The 16,520-nt window shown below is 65.4% G+C and carries 14 protein-coding genes; 8 read left to right on the top strand and 6 right to left on the bottom strand.

Annotation, left to right across the window (positions count from 1 at the left end):
- The first annotated feature begins 394 nt into the window (after positions 1–394).
- Positions 395–1,783 (top strand): wax ester/triacylglycerol synthase family O-acyltransferase, encoded by a 1,389-nt coding sequence (locus A5791_RS11830; RefSeq protein ID WP_067236047.1) that lies wholly within the window; start codon positions 395–397, stop codon positions 1,781–1,783.
- A gap of 4 nt (positions 1,784–1,787) precedes the next feature.
- On the opposite strand, the gene A5791_RS11825 is transcribed toward A5791_RS11830, so the two are convergent.
- From A5791_RS11825 to A5791_RS11815, 3 genes are read right to left on the bottom strand one after another with little or no spacing between them, the layout of a single operon-like run.
- A complete protein-coding gene (locus A5791_RS11825) occupies positions 1,788–3,074 on the bottom strand; it encodes an alpha/beta hydrolase (protein ID WP_067236044.1) in 1,287 nt (428 codons plus the stop codon).
- Complete coding sequence (gene fadD12, locus A5791_RS11820) at positions 3,071–4,693, bottom strand: acyl-CoA ligase FadD12 (RefSeq protein ID WP_067236041.1); 1,623 nt, start codon at positions 4,691–4,693, stop codon at positions 3,071–3,073. Before fadD12 ends, A5791_RS11825 begins: the two co-directional genes overlap by 4 nt.
- 3 nt (positions 4,694–4,696) lie before the next feature.
- A complete protein-coding gene (locus tag A5791_RS11815) occupies positions 4,697–5,437 on the bottom strand; it encodes a lysophospholipid acyltransferase family protein (RefSeq protein ID WP_067236285.1) in 741 nt (246 codons plus the stop codon).
- Positions 5,438–5,687: 250 nt separating this feature from the next.
- Here A5791_RS11815 and A5791_RS11810 point away from each other — a divergent pair, with 250 nt between their 5' ends.
- Positions 5,688–7,457 (top strand): DUF3556 domain-containing protein, encoded by a 1,770-nt coding sequence (locus A5791_RS11810; RefSeq protein ID WP_067236039.1) that lies wholly within the window; start codon positions 5,688–5,690, stop codon positions 7,455–7,457.
- Here the strand turns inward: A5791_RS11810 and A5791_RS11805 are convergent.
- Complete coding sequence (locus A5791_RS11805; protein ID WP_231995869.1) at positions 7,452–8,048, bottom strand: QsdR family transcriptional regulator; 597 nt, start codon at positions 8,046–8,048, stop codon at positions 7,452–7,454. The two genes, A5791_RS11810 and A5791_RS11805, sit on opposite strands and share 6 nt — an antisense overlap.
- Before the next feature lie 165 nt (positions 8,049–8,213).
- Between A5791_RS11805 and A5791_RS11800 the strand changes: the two genes are divergently transcribed.
- The 6 genes from A5791_RS11800 to tpiA all read left to right on the top strand — a co-directional run bounded on the left by A5791_RS11800 (position 8,214) and on the right by tpiA (position 15,455).
- The gene (locus A5791_RS11800; protein WP_067236038.1) at positions 8,214–8,978 is read left to right on the top strand and encodes an SDR family NAD(P)-dependent oxidoreductase; all 765 of its coding nucleotides are present in this window, start codon (positions 8,214–8,216) and stop codon (positions 8,976–8,978) included.
- A gap of 24 nt (positions 8,979–9,002) precedes the next feature.
- A complete protein-coding gene (locus A5791_RS11795) occupies positions 9,003–10,562 on the top strand; it encodes a long-chain-fatty-acid--CoA ligase (protein WP_067236024.1) in 1,560 nt (519 codons plus the stop codon).
- A 14-nt stretch (positions 10,563–10,576) separates the two neighbouring features.
- A complete protein-coding gene (locus tag A5791_RS11790; protein ID WP_067236021.1) occupies positions 10,577–12,127 on the top strand; it encodes a wax ester/triacylglycerol synthase family O-acyltransferase in 1,551 nt (516 codons plus the stop codon).
- A gap of 264 nt (positions 12,128–12,391) precedes the next feature.
- Complete coding sequence (gene gap / locus A5791_RS11785; protein WP_067236018.1) at positions 12,392–13,411, top strand: type I glyceraldehyde-3-phosphate dehydrogenase; 1,020 nt, start codon at positions 12,392–12,394, stop codon at positions 13,409–13,411.
- 2 nt (positions 13,412–13,413) lie between these two features.
- Positions 13,414–14,673 (top strand): phosphoglycerate kinase, encoded by a 1,260-nt coding sequence (gene pgk, locus A5791_RS11780; protein WP_067236014.1) that lies wholly within the window; start codon positions 13,414–13,416, stop codon positions 14,671–14,673.
- Entirely contained in the window at positions 14,670–15,455 is a 786-nt protein-coding gene (tpiA, locus tag A5791_RS11775) for a triose-phosphate isomerase (protein ID WP_067236010.1), read from the top strand. Before pgk ends, tpiA begins: the two co-directional genes overlap by 4 nt.
- A gap of 46 nt (positions 15,456–15,501) precedes the next feature.
- On the opposite strand, the gene A5791_RS27215 is transcribed toward tpiA, so the two are convergent.
- Positions 15,502–16,116, bottom strand: a complete 615-nt coding sequence (locus A5791_RS27215; RefSeq protein ID WP_231995868.1) for a hypothetical protein — start codon at positions 16,114–16,116, stop codon at positions 15,502–15,504.
- An 8-nt stretch (positions 16,117–16,124) separates the two neighbouring features.
- Complete coding sequence (gene secG, locus A5791_RS11765; protein ID WP_067236004.1) at positions 16,125–16,364, bottom strand: preprotein translocase subunit SecG; 240 nt, start codon at positions 16,362–16,364, stop codon at positions 16,125–16,127.
- Between the last annotated feature and the right edge of the window lie 156 nt (positions 16,365–16,520).

Raw genomic sequence — 16,520 nt, 5'->3', positions numbered from 1 at the left:
ATCGCCGGCCCCGCCGGTCACTCCCTAGGGGCCTGCCGGCGTTCGGAGTGAGCTGACGGCGTTGGGAGTGAGCTGACGGCGTTGGGTGTGAGCTGACGGCGTTCGCTGTGAGCGTAGGGCGGGGGATCGGCCCGAATCTCCGCCCAGGATTCACCCGCAAAGCCCAGGATTCACCCGCAAAGCCCAGGATTCACTCGCAAAGCCCAGGATTCACACCCAACCGCGAGACATCGAATGCCGCCGGCAGACACGTGCGCGGCAAATCACGAGGCGTCCAAGCCATGTGCGCGAAGAGCGTGCACATTCCCGAGTCGGACGCGGTCATGCCGCCGCGCGCCGTGAGATTGTCGCCGATCGCTGGGCGCGGCACCCAGACGGGCGCTACGGTCATCGCATGAAGCGGCTTTCGAGTGTCGATGCGGCGTTTTGGTCAGCGGAAACTGCGGGCTGGCATATGCATGTGGGTGCGCTGGCGATCTGCGATATCGAGCATGCTCCTGACTACAGCTTTCAGCGACTCCGCGAAATGCTCATCGAGCGGCTGCCGGAGCTCCCGCAGTTGCGGTGGCGGGTCACCGGCGCCCCCCTCGGACTGGACCGGCCGTGGTTCGTCGAGGACCAGGATCTCGACATCGACTTCCATCTCCGCCGGATCGGAGTTCCGGGTCCAGGCGGCCGCCGCGAGGTCGAGGAGTTGGTGGGCCGGCTGATGTCCTACAAGCTGGACCGCTCCAGGCCGTTGTGGGAGCTGTGGGTCATCGAGGGTGTCGAGGGCGGCCGAATCGCGACCCTGACCAAGATGCATCACGCCATCGTGGACGGCGTTTCCGGCGCCGGACTGGGCGAGATCCTGTTGGATGTCACACCGGAACCGCGCCCGCCGCAGAAGGAGACGGTGGGGTCACTGGTGGGATTTCAGCTTCCAGGCATCGAACGCCGCGCGCTCGGCGCACTCATCAACGTGGCGGTCAAGACGCCGTTTCGCATCACCCGGCTGCTCGAGCAAACTGTGCGTCAGCAGATCGCCGCACTGGGCGTCAGCAGCAAGCCGCCCGGCTATTTCGAGGCGCCGAAGACCCGGTTCAACGCGACCGTGTCGCCGCACCGGCGGATCAGCGGTACCCGCGTCGAGCTGGCCCGGGCCAAGACTGTCAAGGACGCGTTCGGTGTGAAGCTCAACGACGTGGTGCTTGCGATGGTGGCTGGTGCCGCGCGCGAGTACTTGCAGAAGCGTAACGAGCTGCCGGCCAAGCCGCTGATCGCGCAGATCCCGGTCTCGACCCGCACCGATGCGACCGCCAGCGACGTCGGCAACCAGATCAGCTCGATGACCGCGTCGCTGGCCACCGATGTCGAGGATGCGGGGGAGCGGCTCAAAGCCATTCACGAAAGTACCCGAAGCGCAAAGGAAATGGCCAAGGCGTTGTCGGCTCATCAAATAATGGGACTGACCGAGACCACGCCGCCCGGCCTGCTGCAGCTCGCCGCGCGCGCCTACACAGCGACCGGGCTGTCGCACAACCTGGCGCCGATCAACCTGGTGGTCTCCAATGTCCCGGGCCCGCCCTTCCCGCTGTACATGGCCGGCGCCAAGCTGGATTCGTTAGTGCCCCTCGGGCCACCGGTGATGGACGTCGCGCTGAACATCACCTGTTTCTCCTACCAGGAATACCTGGACTTCGGCTTCGTCACCACGCCCGAGGTGGCCAACGACATCGACGAGATGGCTGACGCCATCGAGCCGGCGCTGGCCGAACTCGAACGCGCCGCCGAACAGCTATAAGCCGTTAGCGCTTGCCGTGTGACGGAGGCGGATTCGTCACGTACACCCAGGACAAAAACCGGGAGACGGCATCGGCGGCCAGGTGAGCCCGTGGGGAACCGAAGATGTCGAAGGCGTGCTGGGCGTACGGCAGCTCGGCATAGGCGACGGGGGACTTGGAAACCTCACGCAGTTCTTCCACGAATTCCCGCGCCTCGGCGACCGGGATCAGCGAGTCGTCTGTTCCGTGCAGTACGAAGAACGGCGGCGCGTCGGCGTGTACGTACCGCAGCGGCGAGGCGTCGAGGTAGATGTCGCGGTGCGTGCTGAATTTCTGCTTGACCACTAGCTTTTCGAGCACGTCGACGAATTGCGCACGGCCCGGTGCCTCGGTGGTGTACCACTCGTAGCGACCGTAAAACGGGACGGCGGCCACCACCGACGTGTCGGCTTCTTCGAAGCCGGGCTGGAACTTGGGGTCGTTGGGAGTCAGTGCCGCCAGGGCAGACAGGTGACCTCCGGCCGAACCTCCGCTGATCGCAACGAAATCCGGATCCCCACCGTAGGCCGCGATATTCTCCTTGACCCACGCCAGCGCGCGCTTGACGTCGACGATGTGGTCGGGCCAGGTATGCAGCGGGGAGACGCGGTAGTTCATCGAGACGCACACCCAGCCGCGCGAAACCAGTTGAGTCATCAAGGGATACGCCTGGGGACGTCGCCACCCGATCATCCATGCCCCGCCTGGTACCTGCAGCAGCACCGGGGCCTTCCCGTCACGCGGGAGGTCGCGGCGACGCCAGATGTCGGCCAGGTTGGCGTGCCCGTGCGGCCCGTAGGACACGACGTTCTGCTTGTCGACGAAGCGCCGCCGGGCCACCGTGGTGCGCAGCGGTAGGTTGCGCCGGCCGCTGCGGGTCGGCTGCGTCGGCAGTGCTTTGAGTTCCTGTTCGTAGTCTGGGCCGAGTTGGTCGGCCAGACCGGCTTCCAGCACCGGGCCGGCGGTGGTCGTACCGCGATAGCGGATCACCCCCAGGATGCCCCATGATGCGACGGTAAGGGCAAGCGCCGCTTTGCCTTTCGCGCCGGCGAAATCGCCGCGACGGCCACGGCGCACGGCGTCCAGTACCGAGGCGGCACCGTAAATGCCCGGCACCTCCGATGCCGGCCAACCGAACCAGAACACCAGCACCGAGGCGTACGGGTTGCGGCTGAGCGGACGTAATCCGTTGGCGGCGTTGAGTAATTCCAGCGCGCCCCGGGTCAGTGGCCTCGGCTTTCGCAGTGTCCGTAGCAGCCGTGCGCCCCTCATGAGTCACTCACCAGCGATTTGAGTTCGTTGCGCTGGATCTTGCCGGTGCTGCCGCGGGGAAGCTCGTCGAGGATGGTTATTTCCCGGGGCACCTTGTAGTTGGCCAAGTTCTCGCGGACGTGTTGCTTGAGGGTCTCGACGTCAGCCGTGCCGCCGGGTTCGAGCACCACGAATGCCGCCAGCCGCTGCCCGTACTGCTCGTCGTCGACGCCGATCACCGCGGCCTCGGCCACCTCGGGGTGGGCCGCCAGCGTCTTCTCCACCTCGATCGGGTAGACATTCTCGCCGCCGGAGACGATCATCTCGTCATCGCGACCGACGACGAACAGCCGACCGTTCTCGTCGAGGAAGCCGACGTCGCCCGAGGACATGAACCCGGCGTGAAAATCTTTAGAGGCGCCCGAGGTGTAGCCGTCGAACTGGGTGTCGTTGCGGACGTAGATGGTGCCGACTTCGCCGGTCGGCAGTTCGTTGAATTCCTGGTCCAGGATCCGGATTTCGGTTCCACCGGCCGGTCGGCCGGCGGTGTCTGGTGCGGCGCGCAAATCCTCCGGCGTGGCGGTGGCGATCATGCCGGCCTCGGTCGCGTTGTAGTTGTTGTAGATCACGTCGCCGAACTGGTCCATGAACGAGATGACGACGTCGGGCCGCATGCGCGACCCGGATGCCGCGGCGAACCGCAACGAGCGGCCGCTGTAGCGGTTGCGCACCTCGTCGGGCAGATCCATGATGCGGTCGAACATCACCGGCACCACCGCCAGGCCCGTCGCCTGGTGACGGTCGATGAGGTCCAAGGTGGCCTCCGGGTCGAATTTGCGGCGGGTGACCACCGTGCAGGCCATCGACGCAGCGAAGATCAGTTGCGAAAACCCCCACGCGTGGAACATCGGCGCCACGATCACGACGGTCTCCTCCGCGCGCCACGGCGTGCGGTCCAGGATGGCCTTGAGCGTGCCGATTCCGGCGCCCCCACCAGATTGCTTGGCGCCCTTAGGCGTTCCGGTGGTTCCGGAGGTGAGCAGGATGATCTTGCTCTTTCCGCCGGTGCGTTCGGGCTGTTGCCCGAGGTGATCGGTGATCAGCTTCTCGACCGTTAGCTCGTGGTCACCGTCAGCCCAAGCCACGATGCGGAGGGCATCCGGTTGGTCGGCCAGCGCGCGGTCCACCGTCGCAGTGAACTCCTCGTCATAGATGACCGCGTCGACACCTTCGCGGTTGACCACGTCGGCCATTGCCGGACCGGCAAACGAGGTGTTGAGCAGCAAGACGTCGGAGCCGATCCGGTTCGCCGCCACCAACGACTCGACGAAACCGCGGTGATTGCGGCACATGATCCCGATAACCTTCGGGCGGCCGGAGGGCATCTTCTGCAAGGCTGCCGCCAATGCGTTGATCCGCTCGTCGAGCTGCCGCCAGGTCAGCGTGCCCACCTCGTCGACCAGGCCGGGACGGTCCGGGCAACGCTGTGCGGCGCTGGCGAAACCCACCGTCATCCCCATGCCTTCGCGACGCATGGCGGCGGCCATCTTCAAGTAGCGGTCAGGGCGCATCGGGGCGATCATGCGGGCTCGCCGCAGGGTGCTGATGATTCCGACGGCTTGTTCGATACGAGATGCCATGACTCAGCCCAGAATCGGGAAACGACGTTTGGCGGCGAGTTCATCCAGGCCTTGCTGCATCACCGCGCGGACGTGCTCGTCGACCTGATCGATGTCTGGGTCTTTGCCGAATTCCTTGACGATGTCGATCGGTTCCAGCACCTGCGTCACGATCTTGGCGGGCAGCGGTAGATTGGGCGGAATCGGACTGGTCAGTCCGAACGGAAAACCGAAGGACAGCGGCAAAATCTCGCTGCGCAGCAAGCGTTTCAGCCCCAGGGTACGGGCCAGCCAAGTGCCCCGGGTCAGATAGAACTGGGTTTCTTGTCCACCGATGGAGACCATCGGCACGATCGGCACGCCGGCTTCGATCGCCGTGCTGACGTAGCCCTTGCGGCCGTTGAAGTCGATGACGTTTTCCGACATCGTCGGGCGGTAGGCATCGTAGTCGCCGCCGGGAAAGACCACCACCACGCCGCCCGTGCGCAGCGCCTTGGCCGCGTTCTCACGGTTGGCCCGGATGTAGCCGGTGCGCCGGAAGAGATCCCCGGTGACACCGGTGAACAGGATGTCGTGGCTCAGCGTGTAGACCGGGCGGTCGTAGCCGAACTTCTTGTAGAAGTCGACGCTCAGGATCGGAATGTCCATGGGGAATTGGCCACCGGAGTGGTTGGCGACCACCAGCGCCCCGCCCGGCGGGAAGTTATCCAGGCCGTGCACTTCCGACCGGAAGTACGTCTTCAACACCGGCCGCATCACGCTCATCAGCCGCTTGGTCAGGCCGGGGTCCCACTTGCCGTGCTCGTGGTCTTCGCTGTCAGTGCTCACGTTCCTCCTTCGCGGCTCCACCGGCCGTCGAGTCCCTAGATCGTAACGAGCGGAGCCGGCGGGCCTTGATGCGACGGCCGAACCGCTCTGAGCACACGAATATGGCCTGCGACCTATACATTCACCGCGCCGTCGACTTATTTTGCTACCAACTGATTTGGTTCCAACTTCTGGGAATGAGGTCGCGATGGGTTTCATGTCACCGGAGCTTCCGGACGTCGACCCCGAAACTTGGCAGAACCAGCCCCGGGCAGCGCGGCTGCAAGTTGTCACCCGGCACTGGGCCGAGCACGGCTTCGGCACGCCTTATGCGGTGTATCTGCTCTACCTGATCAAGATCGGCCTGTACGTCGCCATTCCCGCCGCGATCATCTCGCTGACCCCCGGCCTGGGCGGCCTGAGCCGCATCGCCGACTGGTGGACACAGCCGATCGTGTATCAGAAGTTCATCATCTTCACCCTGCTGTTCGAGGTCATGGGCTTCGGCTGCGGATCCGGACCACTGACCGGGCGGTTCATGCCGCCGATCGGCGGATTTCTTTATTGGCTGCGGCCCAACACTATTCGGCTGCCTCCGTGGCCGGGCAAGGTTCCGCTGACCAGCGGCGACAGCCGCACCATTGTCGACGTCGCGCTGTACGCCATCGTGCTGGCCGGCGGGGTGTGGGCGCTGTTGTCGCCCGGGCACGGCGGACCCGTCACCGGTACCGGCGATGTGGGTGTGATCGACCCGAAGCTGGTGATCCCGACCATCGTTGCCCTGGCGCTGCTGGGCCTGCGCGACAAGACCATCTTTCTGGCGGCCCGCGGTGAGCACTACTGGCTGAAACTGTTCGTATTCTTCTTCCCGTTCATTCCAGACCAGATCGCGGCATTCAAGATCATCATGCTGTGCCTGTGGTGGGGCGCGGCGACCTCAAAACTCAACCACCATTTCCCCTACGTCGTTGCCGTGATGACCAGCAACAACGCCTTGCTACGCAGCCGGTTGTTCAACCCGGTCAAGCATCTGCTGTACCTCGACCACGTCAACGACCTGCGGCCGTCGCGGTTGCCGAAGCTGATGGCTCATGTCGGCGGCACCACCGCGGAGTTCGTGATCCCGACGGTTCTGGTGTTCGTCGCCGGCGATCAACCCTGGCGGTGGTATCTCATCGGCTTCATGGTGATTTTCCACCTCAACATCATTTCCAACCTCCCGATGGGGGTCCCATTGGAGTGGAACGTCTTTTTCATCTTCTCGCTGTTCTATCTGTTCGGGCACTACGGCGCGATCAAGGCCACCGATCTTCAGTCGCCGCTGTTGCTGGCGCTCGTGCTGGTCGCGGTGGCCGTGGTCATCGCGGGAAACATGTTCCCCGAGAAGATTTCGTTCCTGCCCGCCATGCGGTACTACGCCGGCAACTGGGCCACCAGCGTTTGGTGTTTCCGCCCGGGCGCCGAGGACAAGATAGAGGCCAACATCGTCAAAAGCTCTGCGCTGGTTGTCAATCAGCTGGCCAAGCTCTACGACGCCGACACCGCCGAAATCATGTCCGACAAGGTCGCTGCGTTCCGCGCCATGCACACCCACGGCAGGGCTCTCAACGGCCTGCTCCCGCGCGCTCTGGGTGGAGAGGCCAACGAGGCCGACTACAAAGTGCGCGAAGGCGAGCTCGTTGCCGGCCCGCTGGTCGGCTGGAACTTCGGCGAAGGGCATCTGCACAACGAGCAGCTTGTCGAAGCGGCGCAACGGCGCTGCAATTTCGAGGAGGGCGAGGTGCGCGTCATCATCCTGGAAGGCCAGCCGATCCACACCCAAAAGCAGTGGTACCGCATTGTCGACGCCAAGACCGGTTTGATCGAGGCGGGCTATGTCACCGTCGAGGACATGCTGTCCCGTCAGCCCTGGCCCGAGCCGGGCGACGAGTTCCCCGTCCATGTGACGACTCAGAAGGCCGCGCCCGCCACGTCATGACTTGCCAGAAGGCGCATCGCTTCCGAGCAGTGCGGTGATCGCCAGCGCCGCCTTTGCAGTGTCGTGTTCTTCGCCGGTGATGATGTCGGCGTAGAGAAAGGATTCGACGATCCGCACGATCAGGTAGGCGAGGTCGTGCGGCGGCAGGGGCGGGTGCATCCCTGTGCGCGTAACCTCTTCGCCGACAAGGGTTTCGACGGCGCCGATCAACCGCGACTGAACTGTGCTGGCTCGTGTGGTGAGGATACGAAGCGCCCGTTCCGGTTCTCGCTGCAGAAAAGCTCGGAAAAAGTCCGCTTCGTCCAGCAGGGCGACGAAACGGCCCATGATGTCCGCGATCCGTTGTCCCCCCGACCCGGCCGCGTCGCTGACCGCCCGCGCCAGCGTCGGCTCGGCAAGCGACCAGATGATCTCGGCCAGCAGATCGTCGCGGCCGCCGACCCAACGGAAGAGCGTGGCCCGGTTCACGCCGAGTTCGGCTGCCAATTCCCGCATTTCGATTCGCCGGCCGGCGATGAACCACCGGCGCGCGATGCGGAACGCCGTCAGCGCATCGGGGCGCCGGTCCGTCGCTGCCAGCAGGCGAACCAACTGTGTTTCGCCGATGTCGCACCTCCCTGGCGGTGATCCCGCGTGCTACTGCAACATATTAGCAGGCGATGCCTAAAGTGAAATAAATCGCAGACCGTTGCCTAGATGCAACATATCGGGATACGGTGCAACAGTGATTTCGAGACTATGCCCAGGCGCCGCGTGATGCGCATCCTCGACCGCTTTCGAATCGACGACCGGGTTGCGATCGTCACAGGTGCCTCGAGCGGCCTCGGCGTCGCGTTTGCTCAGGCCCTGGCCGAGGCCGGAGCCGACGTGGTGCTCGGCGCGCGGCGCGAAGACCGGCTGGCCGAAACCCGAGCACTGGTGGAATCCGCGGGGCGCAAGGCCCTTGCGGTGCGCACCGACGTCACGAACCCAGAGCACTGCCGGGGCCTGGTGAACGCCGCGATCGACACCTTCGGGCGGGTCGACATCCTGGTGAACAACGCGGGCGTCGGGACCGCCGTCCCGGCCACCCGCGAGACTCCCGACGAGTTCCGGTCGGTCATCGACCTCAACCTCAACGGTTGCTACTGGATGGCGCAGGCGTGCGCACAGGTCATGCCGCACGGCAGCTCGATCATCAACATCAGCAGCGTGCTCGGCCTGACCACCGCCGGTCTGCCGCAGGCCGCCTACGCGTCGTCCAAGGCCGGTCTGATCGGTCTGACCCGCGACCTGGCCCAACAGTGGACCGGGCGCAAAGGCATCCGGGTCAACGCCCTGGCGCCCGGTTTCTTCGAGACCGACATGACCGACCAGTTCCCGGACGGTTACATCGAGACCACCGTCATCCCGCGCACGCTCATGGGCCGTGTCGGCCACGCCGAAGAGCTCAGTGCCGCACTGGTCTTCCTCGCGAGTGACGCGAGCAGCTACGTTACCGGGATCACATTGCCCGTCGAGGGCGGACTGCTCACCACCTAGCGCGCCGACCCGGAAAGGCAAGCCATGAATATCGGATCGCATCTGAGCAAACGAGCCGAGCTGAATCCCGGACTGGAGGCGCTCGTCGACGACGCCGCCGGCCTGCGGTTCACGTTCACCGAGCTCAACGAGCGGGCCAACCGGGCTGCGCGGGTACTGACCGGCATGGGCCTCGGCAAGGGGGACCGGGTCGCGGTGCTGCTGCCCAACAACCACGAGTTCATCGAGGTGTTCTACGGCGCGGCCCGGGCTGGGCTGGTGTTCGTTCCGCTGAACTGCCGGCTGGTCGCCGACGAGCTGGCGTTCATGCTGCGCGATTCGGGGGCCGCGGTCTTGGTCTTCGACGCCGAGTTCGACGCTGTGGTCGCCGAACTGCATGACCGTGGCGGGAACGACCGCGACGAGGGAGGCACACCGGTGACGCACTGGTTGCGCGTCGGCCCGGATGGCCCCGGGTGGGCGCAGGACTTCGACGGCCTGGTTGATCAGGCGCGGCCGGATCCTGTGCTGGTCGACGGCAACGGGGCAGAGGGGGGTGACCCGCTGTTCATCATGTACACCTCCGGCACCACCGGGCTGCCGAAGGGCGCAGTGCATACCCACGACAGTGTGCAGTGGGCGCTGCTCACCATGTTGGCGAGCACCGATATACGGTTCCGTGACCGCTACCTGATCTCGATGCCGATGTTTCACGTCGGCGCGCTCGCTCCGATGGCGTGTTCTGTCTACCGTGGCGCGACGATCATTCTGCTGCGCAACTTCGACGCGAAACGGATCTGGGACGTCTTCCGCGACGAGCGGGTCACCACCACGCTTGCAGTGCCGGCAATGCTGAACTTCATGCTGCCGACATATCGGCCGGAATTGCGCGAGCAGTTGCAGTTGCGCTGCTTCTTCAGCGGGGCGGCGCCCGTCCCGCCGTCGCTCATCGAGACCTACGCCGGTCTCGGATACGAGGTCCACCAGGTCTACGGGCTCACCGAGACCTGCGGCCCGGCCTGCGTGATCAGCCCCGACGACGCGATGTCGCACATCGGATCGACCGGCAAGGCGTTCTTTCACACCGATGTGCGCATCGTCGACCTGCAGGGCGCCGATGTGGAACCGGGCGTGGCGGGAGAGTTACTGGTGCGCGGCCGTCACATCATGGCCGGCTACTGGAACCGTCCGGAGGCGACCGCGGAGACCATCACCGACGGCTGGTTGCACACGGGCGATGTCGCCGTCCGCGACGCCGACGGTTTCGTCTACATCCAGGACCGGATCAAGGACATGATCATCTCCGGCGGAGAGAACGTGTACCCGGCCGAGATCGAGGACGTCCTGTTGTCGCACCCGGGCATCGCCGATGTCGCGGTGCTGGGCATGCCTTCGGCGAAGTGGGGTGAATCGCCGCTGGCGGTGGTGGTGCGCGCGGATCCGGAACTCGACGAAGCGGCGGTGCTCGAGCACTGCAGCGGCAAGCTGGCGCGCTTCAAACTGCCCAAGCGGGCGGTGTTCACCGACGCCATCCCGCGCACCCCGACCGGCAAGGCGCTGAAACGCGCTCTGCGCGAGCAGTTTTCGTTCGCGGCACCCGAATAACCTAGGAGTTAATCGTGAAGCAACTCACCGGCCTGGACGCCGCGTTCCTGCACATGGAGACGTCGACGACATTCGGGCATGTCACCGGCCTGATGATCTTCGAACGGCCCAGCCCGGACTACGACCCGTATGCGGCGGTGTACGAGAAATACGCGTCGCTCGTCGGCGAGCTGGAGCCCATGCGTCGACGTTTGGTGGAAGTGCCATTCGGACTCGACCATCCCTACTGGATCTTCGATCCCAACTTCGACCTCGACTACCACATCCGCGAATTGCATTTGGCCCGACCGGGTCTCGTAGACCAGCTGGCCGATCAGGTGTGCCGAATCGTCGGGCGACCGATGGACCGCACCCGGCCGCTGTGGGAGGTGTACGTCATCGACGGCCTGGCCGACGGCCGCTGGGCGCTGCTGACCAAGTACCACCACGCCACCATCGACGGGGCCTCCGGGCAGCTGATGCTGCAAATCGTCACCGACACCGAACCTGATGTGCCGCCGCCGGGCCCGGGCCCAGCCTGGGAGCCCGAGGCGCTGCCGTCGAGCGCCGAATTGCTGCGCCGCACGGCGGGCGAACTGGCTCGTAACCCGTTCCGGGCGATGCTGGTGCAGGCCCGGATCGTCGGTCAACTCGCCGACGCCGCCGGGATTCACAGCGTGAGCAGCGCTGCCAGTCGCGCCGGGGCGGCGGTCAAGTGGGTGGCCCAGCTGGGCCGGGGAAACCGGCCCAACATCCCCTTGCCCACGGTCACCGCGCCCCCGACGCCGTGGAACAAATCGATCACCCCGCACCGCCGGTTCGCCATGCGCACCACGTCGCTGGAGAACGTCAAGCGGCTCAAGGACGCCACCGGCAGCACCGTCAACGACATCGTCATGGCGATCTGCGCCGGCGCCCTGCGCCAGTATCTGTTGGCTCATGACGCACTGCCGGACCGCCCGCTGCGGGCGATGGTGCCGGTGTCGATCCGCAGTGGCGACGAGACGGACCCGTGGACCAACCGGGTATCGGCCATCGTCGCCGAGTTGCCGACCGACTGTGCGGATCCGGTGGAACGTGTCGCCCGCTGCCGCAAGGCCATGCAAGACGCCAAGCGCACGCATGAGCTGGTGCCGGCGGCCGAACTGGTCGACCTCACCCGGTACTCGCCGCCGGTGCTGTCCACCGCCGCCGTACGGCTGGCGTCCCGGCTGCGATTGGCGGACCGCGTATCGCTGCCGTTCAACCTGGTGATCTCCAACGTTCCCGGGCCGCGCCAGCCGTTGTACTTCGCCGGCGCCAAGCTGGCCCACCAGTTCCCGGTGTCGATCGTCACCGACGGGCAGGGCCTCAACATCACCGTCGTCAGCTATCTGGACCGTCTCGACTTCGGCTTCATCGCCGACCGCGACCTGATCCCCGACGTGTGGGATCTCGCCGACATGCACGTGGCCGAGATCACCCGTCTGTTCGAGGCCACCGGCGCCGAATGGGCTCAGCCGCCGCAGCCGGCTCACCCGCGCCGCGGTCCGATGAAGCGTGCTCGGCCGAAGACCGCGCCGTCCGACGAAAAGCCGATCACCTAGCTGTCCGGCCGGTCGCGCTGCTTCGAGACTGCGTTCCTGGCGTCGAGCCTGCGTACACGGCGTGCTGTTTCGCGCCCGGCACGCTCTCACCGCAGGCTCGGCCTCGCTGGTCGTCACTCGTGTCCATCGAAACCCTTGAGGCACATCCGTCACAGAGCCCCGGCACTGGGACTGTTACCGACCCCGCGACCGTTGTCAACGACTGATCTAGGCTGACCACGAGCGGTTCATCAGTGAGACAGCGGAGAAGACAGGGAGAGACACGTGACGGTCCGAGTAGGCATCAACGGCTTCGGTCGAATCGGACGAAACTTCTACCGGGCCTTATTGGCTCAACAGGAAGAGGGCACGGCCGACATCGAAGTGATCGCGGTCAACGACATCACCGACAACAGCACGCTGGCGCACCTGCTCAAGTTCGACTCCATCCTGGGCCGGTTGCCCCACGACATCTCCCTCGAAGGCGAGGACACCATCGTCGTGGGGCCGGCGAAGATCAAGGCGCTCGCGGTCAGGGAGGGTCCCGCCGCGTTGCCGTGGGGCGACCTCGGTGTCGACGTCGTGGTGGAATCGACCGGGCTGTTCACCAACGCGGCCAAGGCCAAAGGCCACCTGGAGGCCGGCGCCAAGAAGGTGATCATCTCCGCGCCCGCCACCGACGAGGACATCACCATCGTCCTCGGGGTCAACGACGACAAGTACGACGGCAGCCAGAACATCATCTCCAACGCGTCATGCACGACGAACTGCCTTGCGCCGCTTGCCAAAGTCCTCGACGACGAGTTCGGCATCGTCAAGGGCCTGATGACCACCATCCACGCTTACACCCAGGACCAGAACCTGCAGGACGGTCCGCACAAGGATCTGCGGCGGGCCCGTGCTGCCGCGCTGAACATCGTGCCCACGTCCACCGGTGCGGCCAAGGCCATCGGCTTGGTGATGCCAGGTCTCAAGGGCAAGCTCGACGGGTATGCGCTGCGGGTGCCGATTCCCACCGGCTCGGTCACCGACCTGACTGCCGACCTGTCCAAGTCCGCCAGCGCCCAGGAGATCAATGCGGCGTTCAAGGCCGCTGCCGAGGGCAAGCTCAAAGGCATCCTGAAGTACTACGACGCGCCGATCGTGTCGAGCGACATCGTCACCGACCCGCACAGCTCGATTTTCGACTCCGGTCTGACCAAGGTGATCGACAACCAGGCCAAAGTGGTTTCGTGGTACGACAACGAGTGGGGCTATTCCAACCGTCTCGTTGACCTGGTCGCGCTGGTCGGCAAGTCGCTCTAGCCGTGGCAGGATCTTCGCTTCCAACTCTGAAACACCTGCTGGCCGAGAGTGTTTCGGGTCGCGGCGTGCTGGTGCGCAGCGATCTGAACGTGCCGCTCGACGATGACGGCAACATCACCGACGCCGGCCGGATCACCGCGTCGGCGCCGACGTTGAAAGCGCTGCTCGACGCCGGCGCGAAAGTCGTGGTGACCGCTCATCTGGGCCGTCCCAAGGACGGTCCCGATCCGAAGCTGTCGCTGGCGCCGGTCGCCGCGGCACTCGCCGAGCAGCTGGGCCGGCACGTGCAGTTGGCCAACGACGTGGTGGGCGCCGACGCGCTGGCCCGCGCCGAGGGCCTGACCGACGGCGACATCCTGCTGCTGGAGAACATCCGGTTCGACCCGCGCGAAACCAGCAAGGACGACGGCCAGCGACTTGCGCTGGCCAAGCAGTTGGCCGAATTGGTCTCGCCGGGAGGCGCATTCGTCTCCGACGGCTTTGGCGTGGTGCATCGCAAGCAGGCCTCCGTGTACGACGTTGCCACCCTGCTACCGCATTACGCCGGCACGCTGGTCGCTGACGAGATCAACGTGCTGGAGCAGCTGACCAGCTCGACCAAACGCCCTTACGCGGTGGTTTTGGGCGGGTCGAAGGTATCGGACAAGCTCGGCGTCATCGAGTCGTTGGCAACGAAAGCCGACAGCATCGTGATCGGCGGTGGTATGTGCTTCACATTCCTTGCCGCACAGGGGTTTTCGGTGGGTAAGTCGTTGCTGGAAACCGAAATGGTGGAGACCTGCCGCCGGTTGCTGGACACTTACGCCGACGTCCTGCGACTGCCCCGCGACATCGTCGTTGCCGAGCAGTTCGCCGCCGACTCGCCATCGCAAACCGTGGCCTGCGACGCCATCCCGGACGGCATGATGGGGCTCGATATCGGCCCGGGATCGGTCAAACGCTTCGCAGCGTTGCTGTCCAACGCCAGCACCGTGTTCTGGAACGGCCCGATGGGTGTGTTCGAATTTCCGGCGTTCGCCGTCGGCACCCGCGGTGTTGCCGAAGCGATCGCCGCAGCGACCCGCAAGGGCGCGTTCAGTGTGGTGGGCGGCGGTGACTCCGCAGCCGCGGTGCGTGCTCTGGGCATCCCCGAAGGGGACTTCTCGCACATATCCACCGGCGGCGGTGCGTCGCTGGAATACCTTGAGGGCAAAGCGCTTCCAGGTATCGAAGTACTGCGGAGTGCGCAGCCCGATCAAGACAAGGGAGCAGGAGACTCGTGAGCCGCAAGCCGCTGATAGCCGGCAACTGGAAGATGAACCTCAACCACTTCGAGGCGATCGCGCTTGTGCAAAAGGTCGCTTTTGCGCTGCCGGACAAATACTACGACAAGGTTGACGTCACGGTGCTGCCGCCGTTCACCAACCTGCGTAGCGTGCAGACCCTGGTCGACGGCGACAAGCTGCGGCTGACCTACGGCGCCCAGGACCTGTCGCAACATGACTCGGGTGCCTACACCGGCGACATCAGCGGCGTCTTTCTGGCCAAGCTGGGCTGCACCTACGTTGTCGTCGGGCACTCCGAGCGGCGCACCTATCACCACGAGGACGACGCACTGGTGGCCGCCAAGGCCGCAGCGGCGCTCCGAAACGAACTGACCCCGATCGTCTGTATCGGCGAGCACCTCGAGGTACGCGAGGCGGGAAACCACGTGTCCCACAACGTCGAGCAGTTGCGCGGCTCGCTGGATGGGCTGTCGGCCGAGCAGATCGGGCAGGTCGTCATCGCCTACGAACCGGTTTGGGCGATTGGAACCGGACGGGTGGCCAGTGCGTCCGATGCTCAAGAGGTGTGCGCGGCGATCCGGAAGGAGTTGGCGTCACTAGCCTCGTCGAGGATTGCCGAATCCGTGCGGGTGCTCTACGGCGGCTCGATGAACGCGAAAAACGTCGGCGACCTCGTCGCTCAACCCGACGTCGACGGGGGCTTGGTCGGCGGGGCGTCGCTGGACGGGGAACAGTTCGCGACCCTGGCTGCCATCGCCGCCGGCGGACCGCTGCCCTAAAACTCCTCAGCAGCCGCGTGGCATCGCACGAAGATTCGCGTGCGCATCACATCCTGGCCAGGATCATGAGTAGCGGGAGCGCGACCGCCAGGAACATCGACACCGCTATCACGCCGATGGTGATGCCGACGCCGTTGTAGCTCTGCGGCGGGGCACCCAGCGAACCGCGGCTGAACCCCCACACCGGCGCCTTGTATTCGAGCTCAACCAGCCTGCCGGGATGAACCTCGACCGACGTGTCCGCCGGTCCGATCTGCGGCGGCAGCCAATACGGCACATGTACGTGCACGTGATGCGGACCTGGCCGAGCCGGGACGACCGTGCGGCCCCAACCTGCCACCGGCGCCTCGTACCCGTCGACGACGATCTTAGGCTTGAACAGGGCCATCGTGAATCCCAGCGGGAAGTACTGGGTGGTCACGGCGATGCCTTCGGCGGGCTGTCCGTACCCCTGCGGACCGGGTTGCTGGGGCGGGTAGGAGGGGCGGGCCTGGTACGGACTGGGCTGCGGTGCCTGGGGATACGGCTGAGGCGGTCCGGGCTGCTGGCCGTACCGGGGCGGCTGGCCGTATTGCGGCGGATAGGGACCCGGCGGATAGGGGCCCGACGGCCGATGAGGCTCAGGCGGGGGATAGGGCCCCGGCCCCTGTGGATAGTTCATGCGTGCTGTCAGTGCACGTGGTACTTGATTGCCAGCGCGACGCCGATGATGCTGACCAGCCAGATGCCGGTGATGAACAGCGTCAAGCGGTCCAGGTTCTTCTCGACGACGGTCGACCCGGAAAGGCTGGACTGCACACCACCGCCGAACAGCGTCGACAGACCGCCGCCCTTCGCACGGTGCAGCAGCACCAGCAACACCACCAGCACGCTGGTGACCACGAGGGTGATCTGCAGGGCCAAAACCATGAGGCGCAGCCTACCGAACGTCGTCGGGCCCGCCAAAGGCGCCGCACCCGGCGGTACTAACTGATCCTGCAATGAGGGCGTGAACTGCCGATGAGACTCCGCCGCGGCCGCAGGCTCGATGCCATGAATGCAGACTCGACAGCGCAGACACCCGCA

The sequence above is a fragment of the Mycobacterium sp. 852002-51163_SCH5372311 genome (genome assembly GCF_001667115.1).
Classification (GTDB): Bacteria; Actinomycetota; Actinomycetes; order Mycobacteriales; family Mycobacteriaceae; genus Mycobacterium.
Note: the sequence above shows the minus strand (reverse complement) of the source record. Positions and strands in the feature narration are given on the sequence as shown.

Coding starts and splice junctions, on each gene's coding strand:
- A5791_RS11795 (WP_067236024.1), top strand. CDS start 9,003: ATGAATATCGGATCGCATCTGAGCAAACGAGCCGAGCTGAATCCCGGA.
- A5791_RS27215 (WP_231995868.1), bottom strand. CDS start 16,116: ATGAACTATCCACAGGGGCCGGGGCCCTATCCCCCGCCTGAGCCTCAT.
- A5791_RS11800 (WP_067236038.1), top strand. CDS start 8,214: ATGCGCATCCTCGACCGCTTTCGAATCGACGACCGGGTTGCGATCGTC.
- secG (WP_067236004.1), bottom strand. CDS start 16,364: ATGGTTTTGGCCCTGCAGATCACCCTCGTGGTCACCAGCGTGCTGGTG.
- fadD12 (WP_067236041.1), bottom strand. CDS start 4,693: ATGGCATCTCGTATCGAACAAGCCGTCGGAATCATCAGCACCCTGCGG.
- A5791_RS11825 (WP_067236044.1), bottom strand. CDS start 3,074: ATGAGGGGCGCACGGCTGCTACGGACACTGCGAAAGCCGAGGCCACTG.
- A5791_RS11830 (WP_067236047.1), top strand. CDS start 395: ATGAAGCGGCTTTCGAGTGTCGATGCGGCGTTTTGGTCAGCGGAAACT.
- A5791_RS11815 (WP_067236285.1), bottom strand. CDS start 5,437: ATGAGCGTGATGCGGCCGGTGTTGAAGACGTACTTCCGGTCGGAAGTG.
- A5791_RS11810 (WP_067236039.1), top strand. CDS start 5,688: ATGGGTTTCATGTCACCGGAGCTTCCGGACGTCGACCCCGAAACTTGG.